At 50.4% G+C, this 17776-nt stretch carries 14 protein-coding genes; 8 read left to right on the top strand and 6 right to left on the bottom strand.

From position 1 onward, the window contains the following. The first annotated feature begins 206 nt into the window (after positions 1-206). The 3 genes from ydgH (at position 207) to folM (ending at position 3477) form a co-directional block, all read left to right on the top strand. Positions 207-1151, top strand: coding sequence for a DUF1471 family protein YdgH (gene ydgH, locus A1SC_RS17430; protein WP_001516349.1), 945 nt, complete (start codon positions 207-209; stop codon positions 1149-1151). A gap of 184 nt (positions 1152-1335) precedes the next feature. Then, complete coding sequence (locus tag A1SC_RS17435; RefSeq protein ID WP_000412361.1) at positions 1336-2718, top strand: amino acid permease; 1383 nt, start codon at positions 1336-1338, stop codon at positions 2716-2718. Positions 2719-2754: 36 nt separating this feature from the next. Then, on the top strand, positions 2755-3477 hold the full coding sequence (gene folM, locus A1SC_RS17440; protein ID WP_000528572.1) for a dihydromonapterin reductase: 723 nt from the start codon (positions 2755-2757) through the stop codon (positions 3475-3477). Here folM and A1SC_RS17445 read toward each other — a convergent pair. Beyond that, positions 3474-3809: a GlpM family protein gene (locus A1SC_RS17445; RefSeq protein ID WP_000524883.1), complete on the bottom strand. Its 336-nt coding sequence runs from the start codon at positions 3807-3809 to the stop codon at positions 3474-3476. The two genes, folM and A1SC_RS17445, sit on opposite strands and share 4 nt — an antisense overlap. Before the next feature lie 128 nt (positions 3810-3937). On the opposite strand from A1SC_RS17445, the gene rstA reads away from it, so the two are divergent. The 3 genes from rstA (at position 3938) to tus (ending at position 6966) form a co-directional block, all read left to right on the top strand. Continuing rightward, the gene (rstA, locus tag A1SC_RS17450) at positions 3938-4657 is read left to right on the top strand and encodes a two-component system response regulator RstA (protein ID WP_001092496.1); all 720 of its coding nucleotides are present in this window, start codon (positions 3938-3940) and stop codon (positions 4655-4657) included. A gap of 3 nt (positions 4658-4660) precedes the next feature. Beyond that, positions 4661-5962: a two-component system sensor histidine kinase RstB gene (gene rstB, locus A1SC_RS17455; protein ID WP_000732531.1), complete on the top strand. Its 1302-nt coding sequence runs from the start codon at positions 4661-4663 to the stop codon at positions 5960-5962. Positions 5963-6036: 74 nt separating this feature from the next. Continuing rightward, positions 6037-6966 (top strand): DNA replication terminus site-binding protein, encoded by a 930-nt coding sequence (gene tus, locus A1SC_RS17460; protein ID WP_000135173.1) that lies wholly within the window; start codon positions 6037-6039, stop codon positions 6964-6966. Here the strand turns inward: tus and fumC are convergent. Then, complete coding sequence (gene fumC, locus A1SC_RS17465; protein ID WP_001516348.1) at positions 6963-8366, bottom strand: class II fumarate hydratase; 1404 nt, start codon at positions 8364-8366, stop codon at positions 6963-6965. The genes tus and fumC overlap by 4 nt on opposite strands. A gap of 207 nt (positions 8367-8573) precedes the next feature. After that, positions 8574-10220 (bottom strand): class I fumarate hydratase, encoded by a 1647-nt coding sequence (fumB, locus tag A1SC_RS17470; protein WP_000066639.1) that lies wholly within the window; start codon positions 10218-10220, stop codon positions 8574-8576. A gap of 198 nt (positions 10221-10418) precedes the next feature. Between fumB and manA the strand changes: the two genes are divergently transcribed. Further along, complete coding sequence (manA, locus tag A1SC_RS17475; RefSeq protein ID WP_016261997.1) at positions 10419-11594, top strand: mannose-6-phosphate isomerase; 1176 nt, start codon at positions 10419-10421, stop codon at positions 11592-11594. A gap of 98 nt (positions 11595-11692) precedes the next feature. Beyond that, positions 11693-13201, top strand: coding sequence for a YdgA family protein (locus A1SC_RS17480; protein ID WP_001043387.1), 1509 nt, complete (start codon positions 11693-11695; stop codon positions 13199-13201). Between the two features lie 42 nt (positions 13202-13243). Here A1SC_RS17480 and uidC read toward each other — a convergent pair whose 3' ends face one another. Genes uidC through uidA form a run of 3 tightly spaced genes read right to left on the bottom strand, consistent with a single transcriptional unit; the run spans position 13244 to position 17729 of the window. Further along, complete coding sequence (uidC, locus tag A1SC_RS17485; protein WP_016248681.1) at positions 13244-14509, bottom strand: glucuronide uptake porin UidC; 1266 nt, start codon at positions 14507-14509, stop codon at positions 13244-13246. A 38-nt stretch (positions 14510-14547) separates the two neighbouring features. Next, positions 14548-15921: a glucuronide transporter gene (gene uidB, locus A1SC_RS17490; RefSeq protein ID WP_016261996.1), complete on the bottom strand. Its 1374-nt coding sequence runs from the start codon at positions 15919-15921 to the stop codon at positions 14548-14550. Continuing rightward, positions 15918-17729 carry a beta-glucuronidase gene (gene uidA, locus A1SC_RS17495; protein WP_001516343.1) on the bottom strand — a complete coding sequence of 604 codons (1812 nt, stop codon included), beginning with the start codon at positions 17727-17729 and terminating at the stop codon, positions 15918-15920. Before uidA ends, uidB begins: the two co-directional genes overlap by 4 nt. Between the last annotated feature and the right edge of the window lie 47 nt (positions 17730-17776).

Genomic DNA, 17776 nt, shown 5'->3' with positions numbered 1-17776 from the left:
ATACAATTCAGCCGTTTCAGCCGTTGTATGTCGCCACGGTTACTTTTTAATCACAGATGATTATTCGAGCAGGTTTAAAATCAAATCAGGAAGTCTGATATGAAAAATCACGCAGACAGTTACACCGTTTAAATGCAATAATCAGCCACGTTTCTCGTTAATAACAATACCAGTACCTGGTTTGCGCAAGGCGAAGGATTATTTTTATGAAGCTTAAGAACACCCTCCTGGCGTCGGCACTGCTTTCTGCTACGGCATTCTCCGTTAACGCAGCAACAGAACTGACACCGGAGCAAGCGGCAGCGGTTAAACCTTTTGATCGTGTAGTGGTTACCGGACGTTTCAATGCCATTGGCGAGGCGGTGAAAGCCGTTTCCCGTCGTGCTGATAAAGAAGGTGCAGCCTCCTTTTATGTTGTCGACACGTCAGATTTCGGTAACAGCGGTAACTGGCGAGTGGTTGCCGATCTCTATAAGTCTGATGCTGAAAAAGCAGAAACCGAAAAAAATCGCGTGATTAACGGTGTGGTTGAACTGCCAAAAGACCAGGCCGTTCTGATTGAGCCGTTTGACACTGTCACCGTCCAGGGCTTCTACCGTAGCCAACCGGAAGTGAATGACGCCATCACCAAAGCGGCGAAAGCAAAAGGCGCATACTCTTTCTACATCGTTCGCCAAATCGATGCCAACCAGGGCGGTAACCAACGCATTACAGCGTTCATCTATAAAAAAGATGCTAAGAAACGTGTAGTCCAAAGCCCGGATGTGATCCCGGCAGACTCCGAAGCCGGACGTGCAGCCCTGGCTGCCGGTGGCGAAGCCGCGAAGAAAGTTGAAATCCCGGGTGTTGCCACTACCGCATCACCCAGTTCCGAAGTTGGTCGTTTCTTCGAAACTCAGTCCTCAAAAGGCGGACGTTACACTGTCACGCTTCCTGACGGCACTAAAGTCGAAGAACTGAACAAGGCAACCGCAGCGATGATGGTGCCGTTCGACAGCATTAAGTTCTCAGGTAACTACGGTAACATGACCGAAGTCTCCTACCAGGTTGCTAAACGTGCCGCGAAGAAAGGTGCGAAGTATTACCACATCACCCGCCAGTGGCAGGAACGTGGTAATAATCTGACCATCAGCGCAGACCTGTATAAATAACTATTCAGTATCCCAATGAGGCGGCTTTATGCCGCCTTTAGCATTTTTAGTCACAAATTTCCCCGTGACCATTGCATGCAGACACATCTCTTCGTAAAATCCCGCGCTTCAGTGGCAAACACCATTTTTATGCGTCCTGCCCTAATATTTATTCTTTTGAACACCTTTTAAACACTGGATATCGATGGAAAAGAAACTGGGACTGAGCGCACTCACCGCGCTGGTATTAAGCTCAATGCTGGGCGCAGGTGTTTTCAGTCTGCCACAAAATATGGCTGCGGTTGCCAGCCCGGCAGCACTGCTCATCGGTTGGGGCATTACTGGCGCTGGCATTTTATTACTCGCCTTTGCCATGCTGATCCTGACACGCATTCGTCCCGATCTTGACGGCGGCATCTTTACCTATGCTCGTGAAGGTTTTGGCGAACTCATTGGTTTCTGCTCCGCATGGGGATATTGGCTGTGCGCGGTTATCGCTAACGTCTCCTATCTGGTGATCGTCTTTTCTGCATTGAGTTTCTTCACCGATACGCCGGAACTGCGCCTGTTTGGCGATGGCAACACCTGGCAATCGATCGTCGGTGCATCCGCACTTTTGTGGATTGTTCACTTTTTGATCCTGCGCGGTGTACAGACCGCTGCCAGCATTAACCTGGTGGCAACGCTGGCAAAATTGTTGCCATTGGGACTGTTTATTGTACTGGCGCTGATGATGTTCAAACTGGACACCTTCAGACTCGACTTCTCTGGCCTTGCACTTGGTGTACCGGTGTGGGAACAGGTGAAAAACACCATGCTGATCACCCTGTGGGTATTCATTGGTGTGGAAGGTGCGGTGGTGGTTTCTGCGCGTGCGCGTAATAAACATGATGTCGGCAAAGCGACACTCCTGGCGGTACTTTCCGCGCTGGGCGTTTATTTACTGGTCACTCTGCTTTCGCTGGGCGTGGTTGCGCGTCCTGAACTGGCGGAAATTCGTAACCCGTCTATGGCGGGCCTGATGGTGAAAATGATGGGGCCGTGGGGCGAGATTATCATCGCTGCCGGATTGATCGTTTCCGTTTGTGGCGCATATTTAAGTTGGACCATTATGGCGGCAGAAGTCCCCTTCCTGGCAGCGACCCATAAAGCATTCCCGCGCATTTTTGCCCGCCAGAACGCACAGGCTGCGCCATCCGCCTCGCTGTGGCTGACCAACATCTGCGTGCAAATTTGTCTGGTGCTAATCTGGCTGACCGGTTCCGATTACAACACGTTGCTAACCATTGCCTCAGAAATGATTCTGGTGCCCTATTTCCTTGTTGGCGCGTTCTTGCTGAAAATCGCAACCCGCCCGCTGCATAAAGCGGTAGGTGTCGGTGCCTGCATTTATGGCTTATGGTTATTGTACGCCTCTGGTCCAATGCACCTGTTGTTGTCCGTCGTTCTGTATGCGCCGGGGTTGCTGGTATTCCTGTACGCGCGTAAAACGCATACACATGATAATGTTCTGAATCGTCAGGAAATGGTACTGATTGGCATGCTGTTAATTGCCGCAGTTCCGGCGACCTGGATGCTGGTGGGATAACGTTCGTCCCATCGTTGGATAGCAAAGGAGATAACGATGGGTAATACCCAGCCCTTGCCAATATTAATCACTGGCGGAGGCCGTCGCATCGGCCTCGCCCTCGCCTGGCATTTCATTAATCAAAAGCAACCGGTGATTGTCAGCTATCGGACGCACTATCCTGCCATTGATAGCCTGATTCAGGCGGGAGCACAGTGTATTCAGGCTGATTTTTCGACGAATGATGGCGTGATGGCGTTTGCCGATAAAGTATTAAAAAGCACCCACGGCCTGCGTGCCATTTTGCACAATGCCAGCGCGTGGATGGCAGAAAAACCAGGTACGCCACTGGCTGACGTGCTGGCCTGCATGATGCAAATCCACGTTAATACCCCATACCTTCTTAACCACGCTCTGGAAAGATTACTGCGTGGTCACGGGCACGCCGCCAGCGATATTATTCACTTCACCGATTATGTGGTGGAACGAGGCAGCGACAACCATATCGCCTATGCAGCAAGCAAAGCAGCCCTGGATAATATGACCCGCTCATTTGCCCGCAAGCTGGCACCGGAAGTGAAAGTAAATTCTATTGCACCGTCGCTGATCCTGTTTAATGAACATGATGATGCTGAATATCGCCAACAGGCGCTGAATAAATCGCTGATGAAAACCGCGCCTGGCGAGAAAGAGGTGATCGATCTGGTCGATTACTTGCTCACCAGTTGCTTTGTTACCGGGCGCAGTTTCCCGCTTGATGGAGGTCGACATCTGCGTTAATGCAGTTTCATCCAGCAAATAATCAGCACCCATGCGCTTAGTCCCCAGCACACCACAGAACCTACAAAAGCCGCGGGCAAGCGCATGATTCCAGTGAAATACCACAGCGACGCCAGATAAATAAAATAAGGAATGATCGACCACATACTGAAAATGATGGTTGCGCGTAAGGCTTCAATGCCGCGTTCGCTGGCAACAATATAATGCGCGATGAGCGCAAAGGTTGGGAAAAGCGGGATCAGCCCGGCTATGTAGTAATTTTTCGTTTTTGCTAATACACCAATCAACACCACCACCAGCGCACCAAGCGCGGCTTTGATTACCAGCCCCATCTTTTTACCTTAACACTTCCATAACAAGTCCTTAGTAGAATACCTGATGCAAACTTGTTTAGAAACGATTGATAGTAAGTAAAAACGGTGCAGTGTATTGTGACGTTTTTATATCTACCGTGAATAATATGAACACTATCGTATTTGTGGAAGATGACGCAGAAGTTGGTTCACTGATTGCCGCATACCTGGCGAAACATGATATGCAGGTAACCATAGAACCTCGCGGCGACCATGCAGAAGAAACGATCCTGCGGGAAAATCCGGATCTGGTGCTACTCGATATCATGCTACCAGGCAAAGACGGCATGACTATCTGTCGCGATTTAGGTTCTAAGTGGTCCGGACCAATCGTTCTGCTGACCTCCCTCGACAGTGATATGAACCACATTCTGGCGCTGGAAATGGGTGCCTGCGACTATATTCTCAAAACGACTCCTCCTGCGGTTCTGCTGGCTCGGCTACGTTTACATTTGCGTCAGAATGAGCAAGCGACGCTGACCAAAGGCATTCAGGAAACGCCTCTGACGCCCTACAAAGCATTGCATTTCGGCACGTTGACCATCGACCCTATTAACCGCGTAGTCACCCTTGCTAACACTGAGATTTCACTCTCTACCGCCGATTTCGAACTGCTCTGGGAATTAGCCACTCATGCGGGGCAAATTATGGATCGCGATGCGTTGTTGCGAAATTTACGCGGCGTCAGTTATGACGGTCTGGATCGTAGCGTGGACGTGGCTATTTCGCGGTTAAGAAAAAAACTGCTCGATAACGCTGCTGAACCGTATCGTATTAAAACTGTGCGTAACAAAGGCTATCTTTTTGCGCCCCATGCATGGGAGTAAGCGATGAAAAAACTGTTTATCCAGTTTTATCTTTTACTGTTTGTCTGCTTTCTGGTGATGTCCCTGCTGGTTGGACTGGTGTACAAATTTACCGCCGAACGCGCGGGCAAACAGTCGCTGGATGATTTGATGAACAGTTCGCTGTACCTGATGCGTAGCGAGTTGCGGGAGATCCCCCCGCACGACTGGGGAAAAACGCTGAAGGAGATGGATTTAAATCTCTCTTTCGATCTGCGCGTCGAACCCTTGAGTAAGTATCATCTCGATGAAATTTCCATGCACCGACTGCGTGGCGGTGAGATTGTTGCTCTGGATGATCAGTACACTTTTTTGCAACGCATCCCACGCAGCCACTACGTGCTGGCCGTCGGTCCCGTTCCTTATCTCTATTACCTCCATCAAATGCGTTTGTTGGATATCGCGCTGATTGCCTTTATTGCCATCTCTCTCGCCTTTCCAGTGTTTATCTGGATGCGTCCGCACTGGCAGGACATGTTAAAACTGGAAGCAGCGGCGCAACGATTTGGCGATGGCCATCTCAATGAACGCATTCACTTTGATGATGGTTCGAGCTTTGAACGACTGGGCGTAGCATTTAACCAGATGGCGGACAATATCAATGCATTAATTGCCAGCAAAAAACAGCTTATCGACGGGATTGCTCACGAACTGCGAACGCCGTTAGTGCGCCTGCGTTATCGGCTGGAGATGAGCGATAACCTGAGTGAAACAGAGTCTCAGGCTCTGAATCGTGATATCAGCCAACTGGAAGCCTTGATCGAAGAACTGCTGACCTATGCCCGATTAGACCGCCCGCAAAATGAGTTGCATCTTAGCGAGCCAGACCTACCGTTATGGCTGTCAACACATCTGGCCGATATCCAGGCTGTTAACCCCGACAAAACGGTACGGATAAAAACGCTCATGCAAGGTCATTATGCGGCGCTGGATATGCGCTTAATGGCGCGCGTGTTGGATAACTTGATCAATAACGCCCTGCGCTACTGCCATTCAACCGTAGAAACCAGCCTGCTACTGGCAGGAAACAGAGCGACATTAATTGTCGAAGATGATGGGCCAGGAATAGCCCCACAGGATCGCGAGCATGTCTTTGAACCCTTTGTGCGTCTCGATCCTAGCCGTGACCGTTCAACCGGCGGTTGTGGGTTGGGACTGGCGATTGTCCACTCTATTGCACTGGCAATGGGCGGCACGGTTAACTGTGACTCCAGCGAACTGGGTGGTGCCCGCTTCTCGTTTAGCTGGCCGTTATGGCATAACATCCCGCAATTTACCTCTGCCTGACACTACGCGCACGGTGGTCAAGTTACCGCCATTGTGTTATATAATAAGTATGTTGTAACTAAAGTGGTGATTTTATGGCTCGTTACGATCTCGTTGACCGACTCAATACTACCTTTCGTCAGATGGAGCAAGAACTGGCCGCGTTTGCCGCTGAGCTTGAGCAGCACAAGTTGCTGGTTGCCCGCGTGTTCTCTTTACCGGAAGTCAAAAAAGCGGATGAGCATAATCCGCTGAATTGCATTGAAGTTAAGCAACATCTCGGCAAAGAGGCGCAGGCGCTGGCACTACGTCATTTCCGCCATTTGTTTATTCAGCAACAGTCCGAAAACCGCAGCAGCAAGGCCGCTGTTCGTCTGCCTGGCGTGTTGTGTTATCAGGTCGATAATCTTTCACAAGCGGCGCTGGCAAGTCATATTCAGCGCATCAATCAACTCAAAACCACTTTTGAACATATCGTCACGGTTGAGTCAGAACTCCCCACGGCGGCGCGTTTTGAATGGGTACATCGTCATTTGCCGGGACTGATTACCCTTAACGCTTACCGCACGCTCACTGTTCTTCACGATCCTGCCACTTTACGTTTTGGCTGGGCGAATAAGCATATCATTAAGAATTTGCATCGTGATGAAGTACTGGCTCAACTGGAAAAAAGCCTGAAATCACCACGCAGCGTCGCGCCGTGGACGCGCGAGGAGTGGCAAGGAAAACTGGAGCGTGAGTATCAGGATATCGCCGCCCTGCCGCAGGATGCGAAATTAAAAATCAAACGTCCGGTGAAGGTGCAGCCAATTGCCCGTGTCTGGTATAAGGGAGATCAAAAACAGGTACAACATGCCTGCCCTACGCCGCTTATCGCGTTGGTTAATCGGGATAATGGTGCTGGTGTGCCGGACGTTGGCGAGCTGCTAAATTATGATGCCGACAATGTGCAGCACCGTTACAAACCCCAGGCGCAGCCGCTTCGCTTAATCATTCCACGGCTGCACCTGTATGTTGCAGATTAACGCCCGACTTTCATACTGCCGACCATCTGTTCTGGTCGTACCCAACTATCAAACTCGGCTTCGTTAAGATACCCCAACGCAAGGGCTGCGGCTTTTAAAGTCAGCCCTTCTTTGTGTGCTTTTTTAGCGATCTCAGCGGCTTTGTCATAGCCAATGTGGGTGTTGAGCGCAGTCACCAGCATTAGCGACTCATTGAGCAATTGATTGATTCGCTCACGATTCGGCTCAATTCCCACTGCACAATGTTTGTTAAAACTTTCCATGCCATCCGCCAGTAAGCGCACCGATTGCAGGAAATTGTGGATCACCATCGGGCGGAAGACGTTCAGTTCGAAATTACCGGAAGCGCCACCGATGTTGATCGCCACGTCGTTTCCCATCACCTGACAGCAAAGCATGGTTAACGCTTCACACTGCGTTGGGTTCACTTTCCCTGGCATGATTGAGCTGCCCGGCTCGTTTTCCGGAATTGAGATTTCGCCAATGCCACAGCGAGGGCCTGAAGCCAGCCAGCGGACATCGTTCGCAATTTTCATCAGTGACGCCGCCAGCCCTTTCAACGCGCCATGAGCCTGAACCAGTGCATCGCAGGTCGCCAGTGCTTCAAATTTGTTCGGAGCAGTAACAAACGGCGCACAGGTAATTACCGAAAGCTCATCCGCTACGCGACGGGCATATTCCGGATGGGTATTCAGCCCCGTCCCTACCGCTGTACCGCCCAGCGCCAGTTCCGCCACATGCGGCAGGCTGTATTCAATATGTTTGAGATTATGCTCCAGCATCGCTACCCAGCCGGAAATCTCCTGGCCCAGTGTCAGCGGCGTGGCGTCCTGCAAGTGGGTACGACCAATTTTGACGATATCGGCAAATGCGCGCGATTTCTCATTCAGCGTTTGTGTCAGTGTTTTAAGCTGCGGGATGAGTTGCTTGCGTAGCGCCAGCAGCGCCGCAACGTGCATTGCTGTCGGAAAGACATCATTTGAACTTTGGCTTTTGTTCACGTCGTCGTTAGGGTGAATTTTACGTTCCATTCCGCGCACGCCACCGAGCAGTTCGCTCGCCCGATTGGCCAGCACTTCGTTCATATTCATGTTGCTTTGCGTGCCGGAACCCGTCTGCCAGATAGCCAGCGGAAATTCATCGTCATGCTGTCCCGCCAGCACTTCATCCGCTGCCTGACGGATAGCACTCGCTTTCTCTTCAGAGAGTAAACCTAAATCTTCGTTAACTTTTGCCGCTGCACGCTTAGTCAGCGCCAGCGCATGAATCAGTGAGGTGGGCATTTTCTCCGTGGAAATACGGAAATGCTCCAGCGAGCGTTGAGTTTGTGCGCCCCACAGCTTATCTGCCGGGACATCGATCGCACCCATCGAATCTTTTTCGCTGCGTACTGTATTCATGGCCTGCTCCTCACCTGATTAATTTTTTCTTTCTGTTTTGCTTTCGTTAAGCAACTTTTAGCTCACTCATTATTTACTATTTGGTAACAAATGTTTGGTCTTTCGTGCCATGTAAAAAAGCCGCCCCCGAAGTAAAGGGCGGCTCAGATTGTTTGCAAAATACGCTTTGTTCATGCCGGATACGGCGTGAACGCCTTATCCGCCCGCTTATTTCACGCAGCGGGTACACTGCGTGAGTTGAATCTGCTGGAAGAAGTCATTCCCTTTATCATCAACAAGGATAAATGCCGGGAAATCTTCCACTTCAATTTTCCAGATAGCTTCCATACCCAGTTCCGGATATTCAACACATTCCAGGCTCTTAATACTGCCCTGCGCCAGCACTGCTGCCGGGCCGCCGATACTGCCAAGGTAAAAGCCACCATGTTTTTTACAAGCATCGGTCACCTGTTGACTGCGATTACCCTTCGCCAGCATGATCATACTGCCGCCCTGCGCTTGCAGTTGATCGACGTAAGAATCCATCCGTCCGGCGGTCGTTGGGCCAAGAGAGCCGGAGGCATAACCTTCTGGCGTTTTTGCCGGACCAGCATAGTAAATCGGGTGATCTTTGATGTATTGCGGTAACCCTTCGCCGTTGTCCATGCGCTCTTTCAGTTTGGCGTGGGCAATATCACGACCAACAATAATCGTGCCGTTCAGCGACAAGCGGGTAGAAACGGGATACTGCGACAACTGTGCGAGGATCTCTTTCATCGGACGATTAAGGTCAACGCGCACCGCTTCGCCTTCCCCTGCTTTACGCAATTCTTCCGGGATATATTTGCCTGGATTATGTTCCAGTTTTTCGATCCAGATCCCCTGACGATTGATTTTCGCTTTGATATTACGGTCAGCAGAACAGGAAACGCCCATACCAACCGGACAGGATGCGCCGTGGCGTGGCAGACGAATCACGCGGATATCATGGGCAAAATATTTACCGCCAAACTGCGCCCCCAGACCAAGATTTTGCGCTTCAATCAGCAACTCTTTTTCCAGCTCCACATCACGGAACGCCTGACCGTGCTCATTCCCTTCCGTTGGCAGCTCGTCATAGTATTTAGCGGAAGCCAGTTTTACTGTTTTAAGGTTAGTTTCCGCAGATGTACCACCGATCACAAAGGCAATGTGATACGGAGGACACGCCGCCGTGCCCAGCGTACGCATTTTCTCAACCAGATAATTTTTCAGTTTCCCTGGCGTCAGTAACGCTTTGGTTTCCTGATAGAGATACGTCTTGTTTGCTGAACCGCCACCTTTGGCGATACAGAGGAATTTATACTCGTCGCCATCAACAGCATAAAGATCGATCTGCGCTGGCAGGTTGGTGCCAGTATTCACCTCTTTATACATATCCAGCGGTGCGTTTTGCGAGTAGCGCAGGTTATCTTCGATATAGGTGTTATAGACACCGCGCGCCAGCGCCGCTTCATCACCACCACCGGTCCATACACGCTGCCCTTTTTTACCGACGATTATCGCGGTGCCGGTATCCTGGCAGGTTGGCAGAACGCCTTTTGCGGCGATGTCGGAGTTGCGCAGGAATTGCAGCGCCACATATTTGTCGTTTTCGCTGGCTTCCGGGTCGCGCAGAATATCGGCCACTTGCTGCTGGTGAGCTGGACGCAGCATAAATGACGCATCATGAAACGCCTGACGCGCCAACAAAGTTAACGCTTCTGGCGCGACTTTCAAAATCTCCTGCCCTTCAAATTCAGATACGCTAACGTGTTCGCTGGTCAGCAGGTAGTACTCGGTATCATCTTTTTTGAGTGGGAAAGGAGCCTGATAATGAAAGGGTTTGTTTGACATTGTTCTCTCACTTACTGCCTGGTTTGGTTATGCTCTGGGCGGGTGTTCCATTGCCCTGTTAAAAGCGAGTTACATTATCCTACACACTTTTTTAACAAAAACTGAGACTAGTACGACTTTTTGCGGCTCCAGGTTACTTCCCGTAGGATTCTTGCTTTAATAGCGGGATTAATTTCCACATTCAAACAGGGATTGATCATGCAAAAGCTTATTAACTCAGTGCAAAACTATGCCTGGGGAAGCAAAACGGCACTGACTGAACTTTATGGCATGGAAAATCCATCCAACCAGCCGATGGCTGAATTGTGGATGGGCGCACATCCGAAGAGCAGTTCACGTGTGCACAATGCCGCCGGAGATATCGTTTCACTGCGTGATGTGATTGAGGGTGATAAATCAACTCTGCTGGGAGATGCCGTTGCCAGGCGCTTTGGCGAACTGCCTTTCCTGTTCAAAGTGTTATGCGCAGCCCAGCCGCTCTCCATTCAGGTTCATCCGAATAAACGCAATTCTGAAATCGGTTTTGCCAAAGAAAATGCCGCCGGCATTCCAATGGATGCCGCCGAGCGTAACTATAAAGATCCTAACCACAAGCCAGAGCTGGTTTTTGCCCTGACCCCTTTCCTCGCGATGAACGCGTTTCGTGAGTTTTCCGAGATTGTTTCCCTGCTCCAGCCCGTCGCGGGCGCGCATCCGGCGATTGCTCATTTTTTACAGCAGCCCAATGCCGAACGTTTAAGCGAACTGTTCGCCAGCCTGTTGAATATGCAGGGTGAAGAGAAATCCCGCGCGCTGGCGATTTTGAAATCGGCGCTCGACAGCCAACAGGGTGAGCCGTGGCAAACGATTCGTTTAATTGCTGAATTTTACCCGGATGACAGCGGCCTGTTCTCCCCACTGTTACTGAATGTGGTAAAACTGAACCCTGGTGAAGCGATGTTCCTGTTCGCAGAAACACCACACGCCTACCTGCAAGGCGTGGCGCTGGAAGTGATGGCGAACTCCGATAACGTGCTGCGTGCGGGTCTGACGCCAAAATATATTGATATTCCGGAGCTGGTTGCCAACGTTAAGTTTGAAGCCAAACCGGCCAGCCAGTTGCTGACCCAGCCGGTGAAACAAGGTGCAGAGCTGGACTTCCCGATTCCGGTTGATGATTTTGCTTTCTCGCTGCATGACCTTAGCGATGAAGAAACTACCATCAGCCAGCAAAGTGCCGCCATTTTGTTCTGCGTTGAAGGCGAAGCAACACTGGGTAAAGGTTCTCAACAGTTAGCGCTTAAACCGGGTGAGTCCGCATTTATTGCCGCCAATGAGTCGCCGGTGACGGTGAAAGGCCACGGACGTTTAGCGCGTGTTTACAACAAGCTGTAAGAGCTTACTGAAATAATTAACATCTCTTGCTAAGCTTATTAAAGGCTTATAACACTTCAGGCGGCCAGTCCGCCTGATTTCATTTATGGATAATCATTATGAATAAATCGCTGGTAGCGGTAGGCGTCATTGTTGCGCTCGGCGTAGTCTGGACAGGCGGCGCATGGTACACAGGCAAGAAGATTGAAACCCATCTCGAAGACATGGTCGCACAGGCGAACGCGCAACTCAAACTGACAGCTCCTGAATCCAACCTGGAAGTGAGTTATCAAAACTATCATCGCGGCGTGTTCAGCAGCCAGTTGCAATTAGTGGTGAAGCCCATCGCCGGGAAAGAAAATCCGTGGATTAAAAGTGGCCAGAGCGTCATCTTCAATGAATCTGTTGACCACGGTCCCTTCCCTCTGGCCCAGCTTAAAAAACTGAATTTGATCCCGTCGATGGCGTCGATTCAAACCACGCTGGTCAATAACGCTGTGAGCAAGCCACTGTTTGATATGGCAAAAGGAGATACACCTTTTGAGATTAACTCTCGCATCGGTTACAGCGGCGATTCCAGTTCAGATATCTCGCTCAAGCCACTGAATTACGAGAAAAAAGATGAAAAAGTCGCCTTTAGCGGCGGTGAGTTCCAGTTAAATGCTGACCGAGACGGTAAAGCCATCTCCCTTTCCGGGGAGGCGCAAAGCGGTCGGGTCGATGCAGTTAACGAATACAACCAGAAAGTGCAGTTGACCTTTAATAATCTGAAAACCGATGGTTCCAGCACGCTGGCAAGTTTCGGTGAGCGCGTGGGTAACCAAAAACTGTCGCTGGAAAAAATGACCATTTCAGTGGAAGGCAAAGAACTGGCTCTGTTGGAAGGCATGGAGATCAGTGGTAAATCAGACCTGGTTAATGACGGTAAAACGATCAATAGCCAACTGGATTACTCGCTAAACAGCCTGAAGGTACAGAATCAGGATCTGGGCAGCGGCAAGCTGACTTTAAAAGTCGGTCAGATTGACGGTGAAGCCTGGCATCAGTTTAGCCAGCAATATAACGCGCAAACACAGGCGTTACTGGCACAGCCAGAGATTGCCAACAATGCCGAACTTTATCAGGAGAAAGTGACGGAAGCCTTCTTTAGCGCCCTGCCGCTGATGTTAAAAGGCGATCCGGTAATTACGATTGCGCCGTTAAGCTGGAAAAACAGTCAGGGTGAAAGCGCGCTGAATTTGTCGCTGTTCCTGAAAGATCCGGCAGCGACTAAAGAAGCGCCGCAAACACTGGCGCAGGAAGTTGATCGCTCGGTTAAATCTCTGGATGCAAAACTGACCATTCCGGTCGATATGGCAACCGAACTGATGACTCAGGTGGCGAAGCTGGAAGGCTATCAGGAAGATCAAGCTAAAAAGCTGGCGAAACAGCAAGTTGAAGGTGCATCAGCAATGGGCCAGATGTTCCGTCTGACCACCTTGCAGGACAATGCCATCACCACCAGCCTGCAATATGCTAACGGTCAGATCACGTTGAATGGTCAGAAAATGTCGCTGGAAGATTTTGTCGGTATGTTTGCGATGCCAGCACTTACCGTTCCGGCTGTACCGGCCATCCCGCAACAGTAATTCACAGCCAAAACGCCGGAGAGTTTTCTCTCCGGCGTTTTTTCACTTCAACATAAAGTCATACTGAATACTCATTTTCACATCCCAGTAATTCAGGCGATTGCCCAGCGTACTACCATCGCGCTTTTCCCGTCCTTTATCGGCTGCAAGAAAGAAATTCATCCCTTGTAGCGGCCCTTCGCTGACCCGATAGTTCATACCGCCTAAGATACCTGCGCCTTCAATCCGCACATCTCGTTTACTGGATTCATAGCCGCGAGTCACAATCGGTGCCAATGTCAGCGTAAATTGCGGGGTTAAACGATAATTGACACCCAATTGCCAGGACTGCATACCTTCCCGGTTACGATCAAGACTTAACGAGAAAGGATAACCAATATCGGTGTCCACCACGGCTCCGTTCATCGCATGACGCAGATAACCACCGCTACCAAACACGCTTCCCCACGGCGCGCTCCACGTCAGTTGGCCGCTAACCAGCGCCGTTTCATTGGGCTGGTTGGTGTTACGACTTAAGCCTTCCAGTTGCGCATAAAAGCCGAGCAACTCCCCTTTCAGCGCATAATCCCGGGCGAGCGAAATGCTTTTCTCAAAAATAGTTTGTAGCTGATTAGAAACATCTTTCTGTGCCGATGCCCCCAAAGAATAACGGCTGGTATCATCATGCCAACTGGCAGCTAAAAAAGAACGAGCGCGATGTTTATCGTATTTTCCGGTCTGGCTGTTATAAACACCTTCATCACGGATACCGGTTGTTGAATCAGTCCATAAAAATACCCGGGAGCGCCACATTCCCCACAGTTCAATATTGGGCGTTAAAGCCCAATAACCTAATGCTCCTTCAGAAACGGTCGGTAATGTACGTTGCGAACTGCCAGCAATTAACGGAATACGATAAGGTAAACTACCATAACTATAATCTGTCCCGAAACGACCTAATTTAAGTAAACTCTTTTCACTCGGTTTTATTTTTACCGCCCCCAATGCATAGCCAAAACTTTTATCGCCATCAAGATACCATCGGGTACTCATATCAGCACGAGCACCTAATTTATAAACATAATAGGCTCCACCTTCGACGCCAATAATATTAGCGTAATAACCGCTATTAAAATCGAGCAATCCTCCTTGCACCCATGCGTAAATATCTCTTCCCGCGCCAGCACTGGGCTTGTCAGCCCGGCGCAATTCATTTTTCAGTCTGATTCGTAGTCCCGCTTCATCGTCAGCCAGTTGTGCAGCGTAAGCGGAGGTAAGGCCAGAGGCAGCCGTCAGGGAAATAACGGCCATGGCCACTATTTTTCTCATAGTTGCACCTTTGATGTTCTGATTATTTTTATAAGATATTAATTAGTGATATCGCTGATTAATTGCTGCTGCATTTTTTTACGATTATCAATTTCGACCACAATTTCTTTGAATTTTTTATCAATCAGCGGATAAAACCAAATTATAACGAATGCCAGTAGCATAAATCCGCAAGGGACTAAGGCAATTGATGTGCGGATCCCCATAATAACTTCCGGCGTTTGTGCCTGATTCGCAATATATCCGCTTAATCCCAAAATAAAGGCGGGAATTGAACCCCCTATTGCCTGTCCACATTTTCGGGTAAATGAGAATAATGAATAGGTAAGCCCTTCAATGCGTACGCCGGTCAGGTATTCACCATATTCTACAGTATCGGCCTCCAGCGCCCACATCACCGTCATGGTAACGCCCTGACCCACTGAAGCGATGGCTAACGCGATCAGTGCCACCGGCAGCGACCAGACTGAAACCCAGAAGAACAGCAAATAACCACAAGTTCCCAGCAGAGCGCCAATCAGGAAGGTATTCTTTTTACCGATTCTGGCAACCATTCCCGGCACCAGCGGTGCCGATGCCACTGTGCCGACCAGGTTTTGCACCAACACCAGCACAGTAAACAACCCGGCATCATTCAGTACATAGCGCACGTAGAACAACGACGAAGCACTGACCGCGAAGGTCGAGATCAGCACGCATAGCGCGCCAATGCACAACATAAACAGCGGACGATTCCGTTTCAGCGTTTGCAGGCTGATCTTCAATGACGGCTGCGCCACGATACGCACTACATTCTCGCGCGTCGATTTAAAGCAAATGAAGTAAAGCACCATCCCGGCAATCGCCAGGGTAATCGTCCAGAAATGGTATACCGACACCATCTCCTCCGGGCTGGAGTGCTTAATGCTCGGGCCAATCAGAAAAGCCAGGCAGACAAAGGTCAGCGAAGCGGCAATCCCGCGAGCCGCGCCCAGACGGGCGCGGGATTGTGGTTGTTGGGTCATGGCAGTTGCCAGTGAACCATAAGGTATATTGACCAGGCTGTAACAAAGCCCCAGCCCCATATAAGTCAAATATGCATACACCACTTTGCTGCTATGACTCCAGTCGGTCGGCACCCAGAAAACCAGCACGCTGAAGATCATTAACGGTGCAGTGCCGAACAGCAAGAAGGGGCGGAATTTGCCCCAACGGGTATTTACGCTGTCTACCACCCGTCCGGCGAAGACGTCAGCAAAAGCATCGAATACCCGCACCAGTAATAGCATGGTGCCCGCCGCAGCGGCACCGACGCCAGCGACGTCGGTGTAGTAACTCAACAGGAAGAGCGCCCCCATGGCGAAGGCGAAGTTATTGGCAACGTCACCGAGGCTGTAGCCGACGATGGTGCGCCATGAGAGTTGTTGATTCATTTTTTGCCTCCCTGCTGCGGTTTTTCACCGAAATTCATGCCAGTCCAGCGTTTTTGCAGCGAGAAAGCCGCCGATTTTGGTTTGCGGTCACGAGTGAAAATCCCTTTCTTGTTACCGCCAACGCGCAGAATGCCCTGCGAAGTCGCAAAATCAGCGAAGTTCCATACCTGTTCACCAACGACAGCACTAACACGGTCAAAGACGCGGTGATACATATCCAGCCACGCGCACTGATACTCTTCACTCCACATATCGGTGTACATCGAGTGCAGACCGGCTAACGTATCCACCCCGTATTCGGTGATGATAATCGGCTGATGCAGTTTCTCCTGCCACGCAAGCAGTTCTTTTTCCAGTACCTTTTCTGCCGTCTCCAGATCGCCGCTTTGGACATACCAGCCGTAATAACGGTTCAGACACAGCACATCAAAGAGATCGCTGATGGTATCGGTGTGAGCGTCGCAGAACATCACATTGACGCAGGTGATCGGTCGTGTCGGGTCGAGTTTACGCGTTGCTTCTGCCAGTGGCGCGAAATATTCCCGGGCACCTTGCGGGCGGGTATCTGGTTCATTGGCAATGCTCCACATCACCACGCTTGGGTGGTTTTTGTCACGCGCAATCAGTTCTTTAATCGCCTGTAAGTGCGCCTGCTGGGTTTCCCCATTGACCGCCTCTTCGCTGTACAGTTCTTTCGGTTTGTTGCCCGCTTCGAAACCAATTCCTAAAGAAAGGTTAAAGCCGACGGCGGCAGTTTCATCAATCACCACAATGCCATGTTCGTCAGCCCAGTCGAGCATCTCTTCAGCGTAAGGGTAATGCGAGGTGCGGTAAGAGTTGGCACCAATCCAGTCCATCAATGCGTGATCGTGCACCATCAGCACGTTATCGAATCCCTTGCCACGCAAATCCGCATCTTCATGACGACCAAAGCCAGTGAAGTAGAACGGTTTGTGGTTGATCAGGAACTGTTCACCCTTTACTGCCACCGAGCGGATACCGACGCGCAGTGGATAGATGTCGCACTCTGTCTGGCTTTTTGCGGTGACGCACAGTTCATAGAGATACCCATCACCGGGTTGCCAGAGATTCGGGTTCACCACTTGCAAGGTTCCGCTGTGACCTTGTCCGGCTGCGACAACCTGCTGATCAGCATCACGCAGTTCGACGCTGATATCACCATTGGCCACCACCTGCCAGTCAATGGAAGCGTGGTTGCAGTCTTGCGCTACATGCGTCACCACGGTGATATCGTCCACCCAGGTGTTCGGCGTGGTATAGAGCATTACGCTGCGGTGGATCCCGGCGTAGTTAAAGAAATCATGGAAATAAGACTGCTTTTTCTTGCCGTTTTCGTCGGTAATCACCATTCCCGGCGGGATAGTCTGCCAGTTCAGCTCATTGTTCACACAAACGGTGATACGCACACTTTTTCCGGCAATCACATATGGAGTAACATCGGCTTCAAACGGCGTATAGCCGCCCTGATGCTCCATCACTTCCTGATTATTAACCCACACTTTGCCGTAATGAGTGACCGCATCGAAACGCAGCACGATACGCTGGCCCGCCCAACCTTTGGGTATAAAGACTTCGCGCTGATACCAGACATTGCCCACATAATTACGAATATCCGCATCAGCAAACTGATCGTTAAAACTGCCTGGTACGGCAATCGCCCGACTCTCTTGCAACGTGCTTTCCCACCAACGCTGATCATTTCCACAGTTTTCGCGATCCAGGCTGAATGCCCACAGACCGTCGAGTTTTTTGATTTCACGGGTTGGGGTTTCTACAGGACGTAACATAAGGGACTCCTCATTAAGATAAAAATACTGGTCAACCTTTAATTTGA

It is taken from the genome of Escherichia sp. KTE52 (genome assembly GCF_000408325.1).
Taxonomy (GTDB): Bacteria; Pseudomonadota; Gammaproteobacteria; order Enterobacterales; family Enterobacteriaceae; genus Escherichia; species Escherichia marmotae.
This window is presented reverse-complemented; position numbering and strand designations above follow the sequence as displayed.

Coding starts and splice junctions, on each gene's coding strand:
- fumB (WP_000066639.1), bottom strand. CDS start 10,220: ATGTCAAACAAACCCTTTCATTATCAGGCTCCTTTCCCACTCAAAAAA.
- A1SC_RS17445 (WP_000524883.1), bottom strand. CDS start 3,809: ATGGGGCTGGTAATCAAAGCCGCGCTTGGTGCGCTGGTGGTGGTGTTG.
- manA (WP_016261997.1), top strand. CDS start 10,419: ATGCAAAAGCTTATTAACTCAGTGCAAAACTATGCCTGGGGAAGCAAA.
- uidC (WP_016248681.1), bottom strand. CDS start 14,509: ATGAGAAAAATAGTGGCCATGGCCGTTATTTCCCTGACGGCTGCCTCT.
- rstA (WP_001092496.1), top strand. CDS start 3,938: ATGAACACTATCGTATTTGTGGAAGATGACGCAGAAGTTGGTTCACTG.
- uidA (WP_001516343.1), bottom strand. CDS start 17,729: ATGTTACGTCCTGTAGAAACCCCAACCCGTGAAATCAAAAAACTCGAC.
- A1SC_RS17480 (WP_001043387.1), top strand. CDS start 11,693: ATGAATAAATCGCTGGTAGCGGTAGGCGTCATTGTTGCGCTCGGCGTA.
- folM (WP_000528572.1), top strand. CDS start 2,755: ATGGGTAATACCCAGCCCTTGCCAATATTAATCACTGGCGGAGGCCGT.
- tus (WP_000135173.1), top strand. CDS start 6,037: ATGGCTCGTTACGATCTCGTTGACCGACTCAATACTACCTTTCGTCAG.
- uidB (WP_016261996.1), bottom strand. CDS start 15,921: ATGAATCAACAACTCTCATGGCGCACCATCGTCGGCTACAGCCTCGGT.
- ydgH (WP_001516349.1), top strand. CDS start 207: ATGAAGCTTAAGAACACCCTCCTGGCGTCGGCACTGCTTTCTGCTACG.
- A1SC_RS17435 (WP_000412361.1), top strand. CDS start 1,336: ATGGAAAAGAAACTGGGACTGAGCGCACTCACCGCGCTGGTATTAAGC.
- fumC (WP_001516348.1), bottom strand. CDS start 8,366: ATGAATACAGTACGCAGCGAAAAAGATTCGATGGGTGCGATCGATGTC.
- rstB (WP_000732531.1), top strand. CDS start 4,661: ATGAAAAAACTGTTTATCCAGTTTTATCTTTTACTGTTTGTCTGCTTT.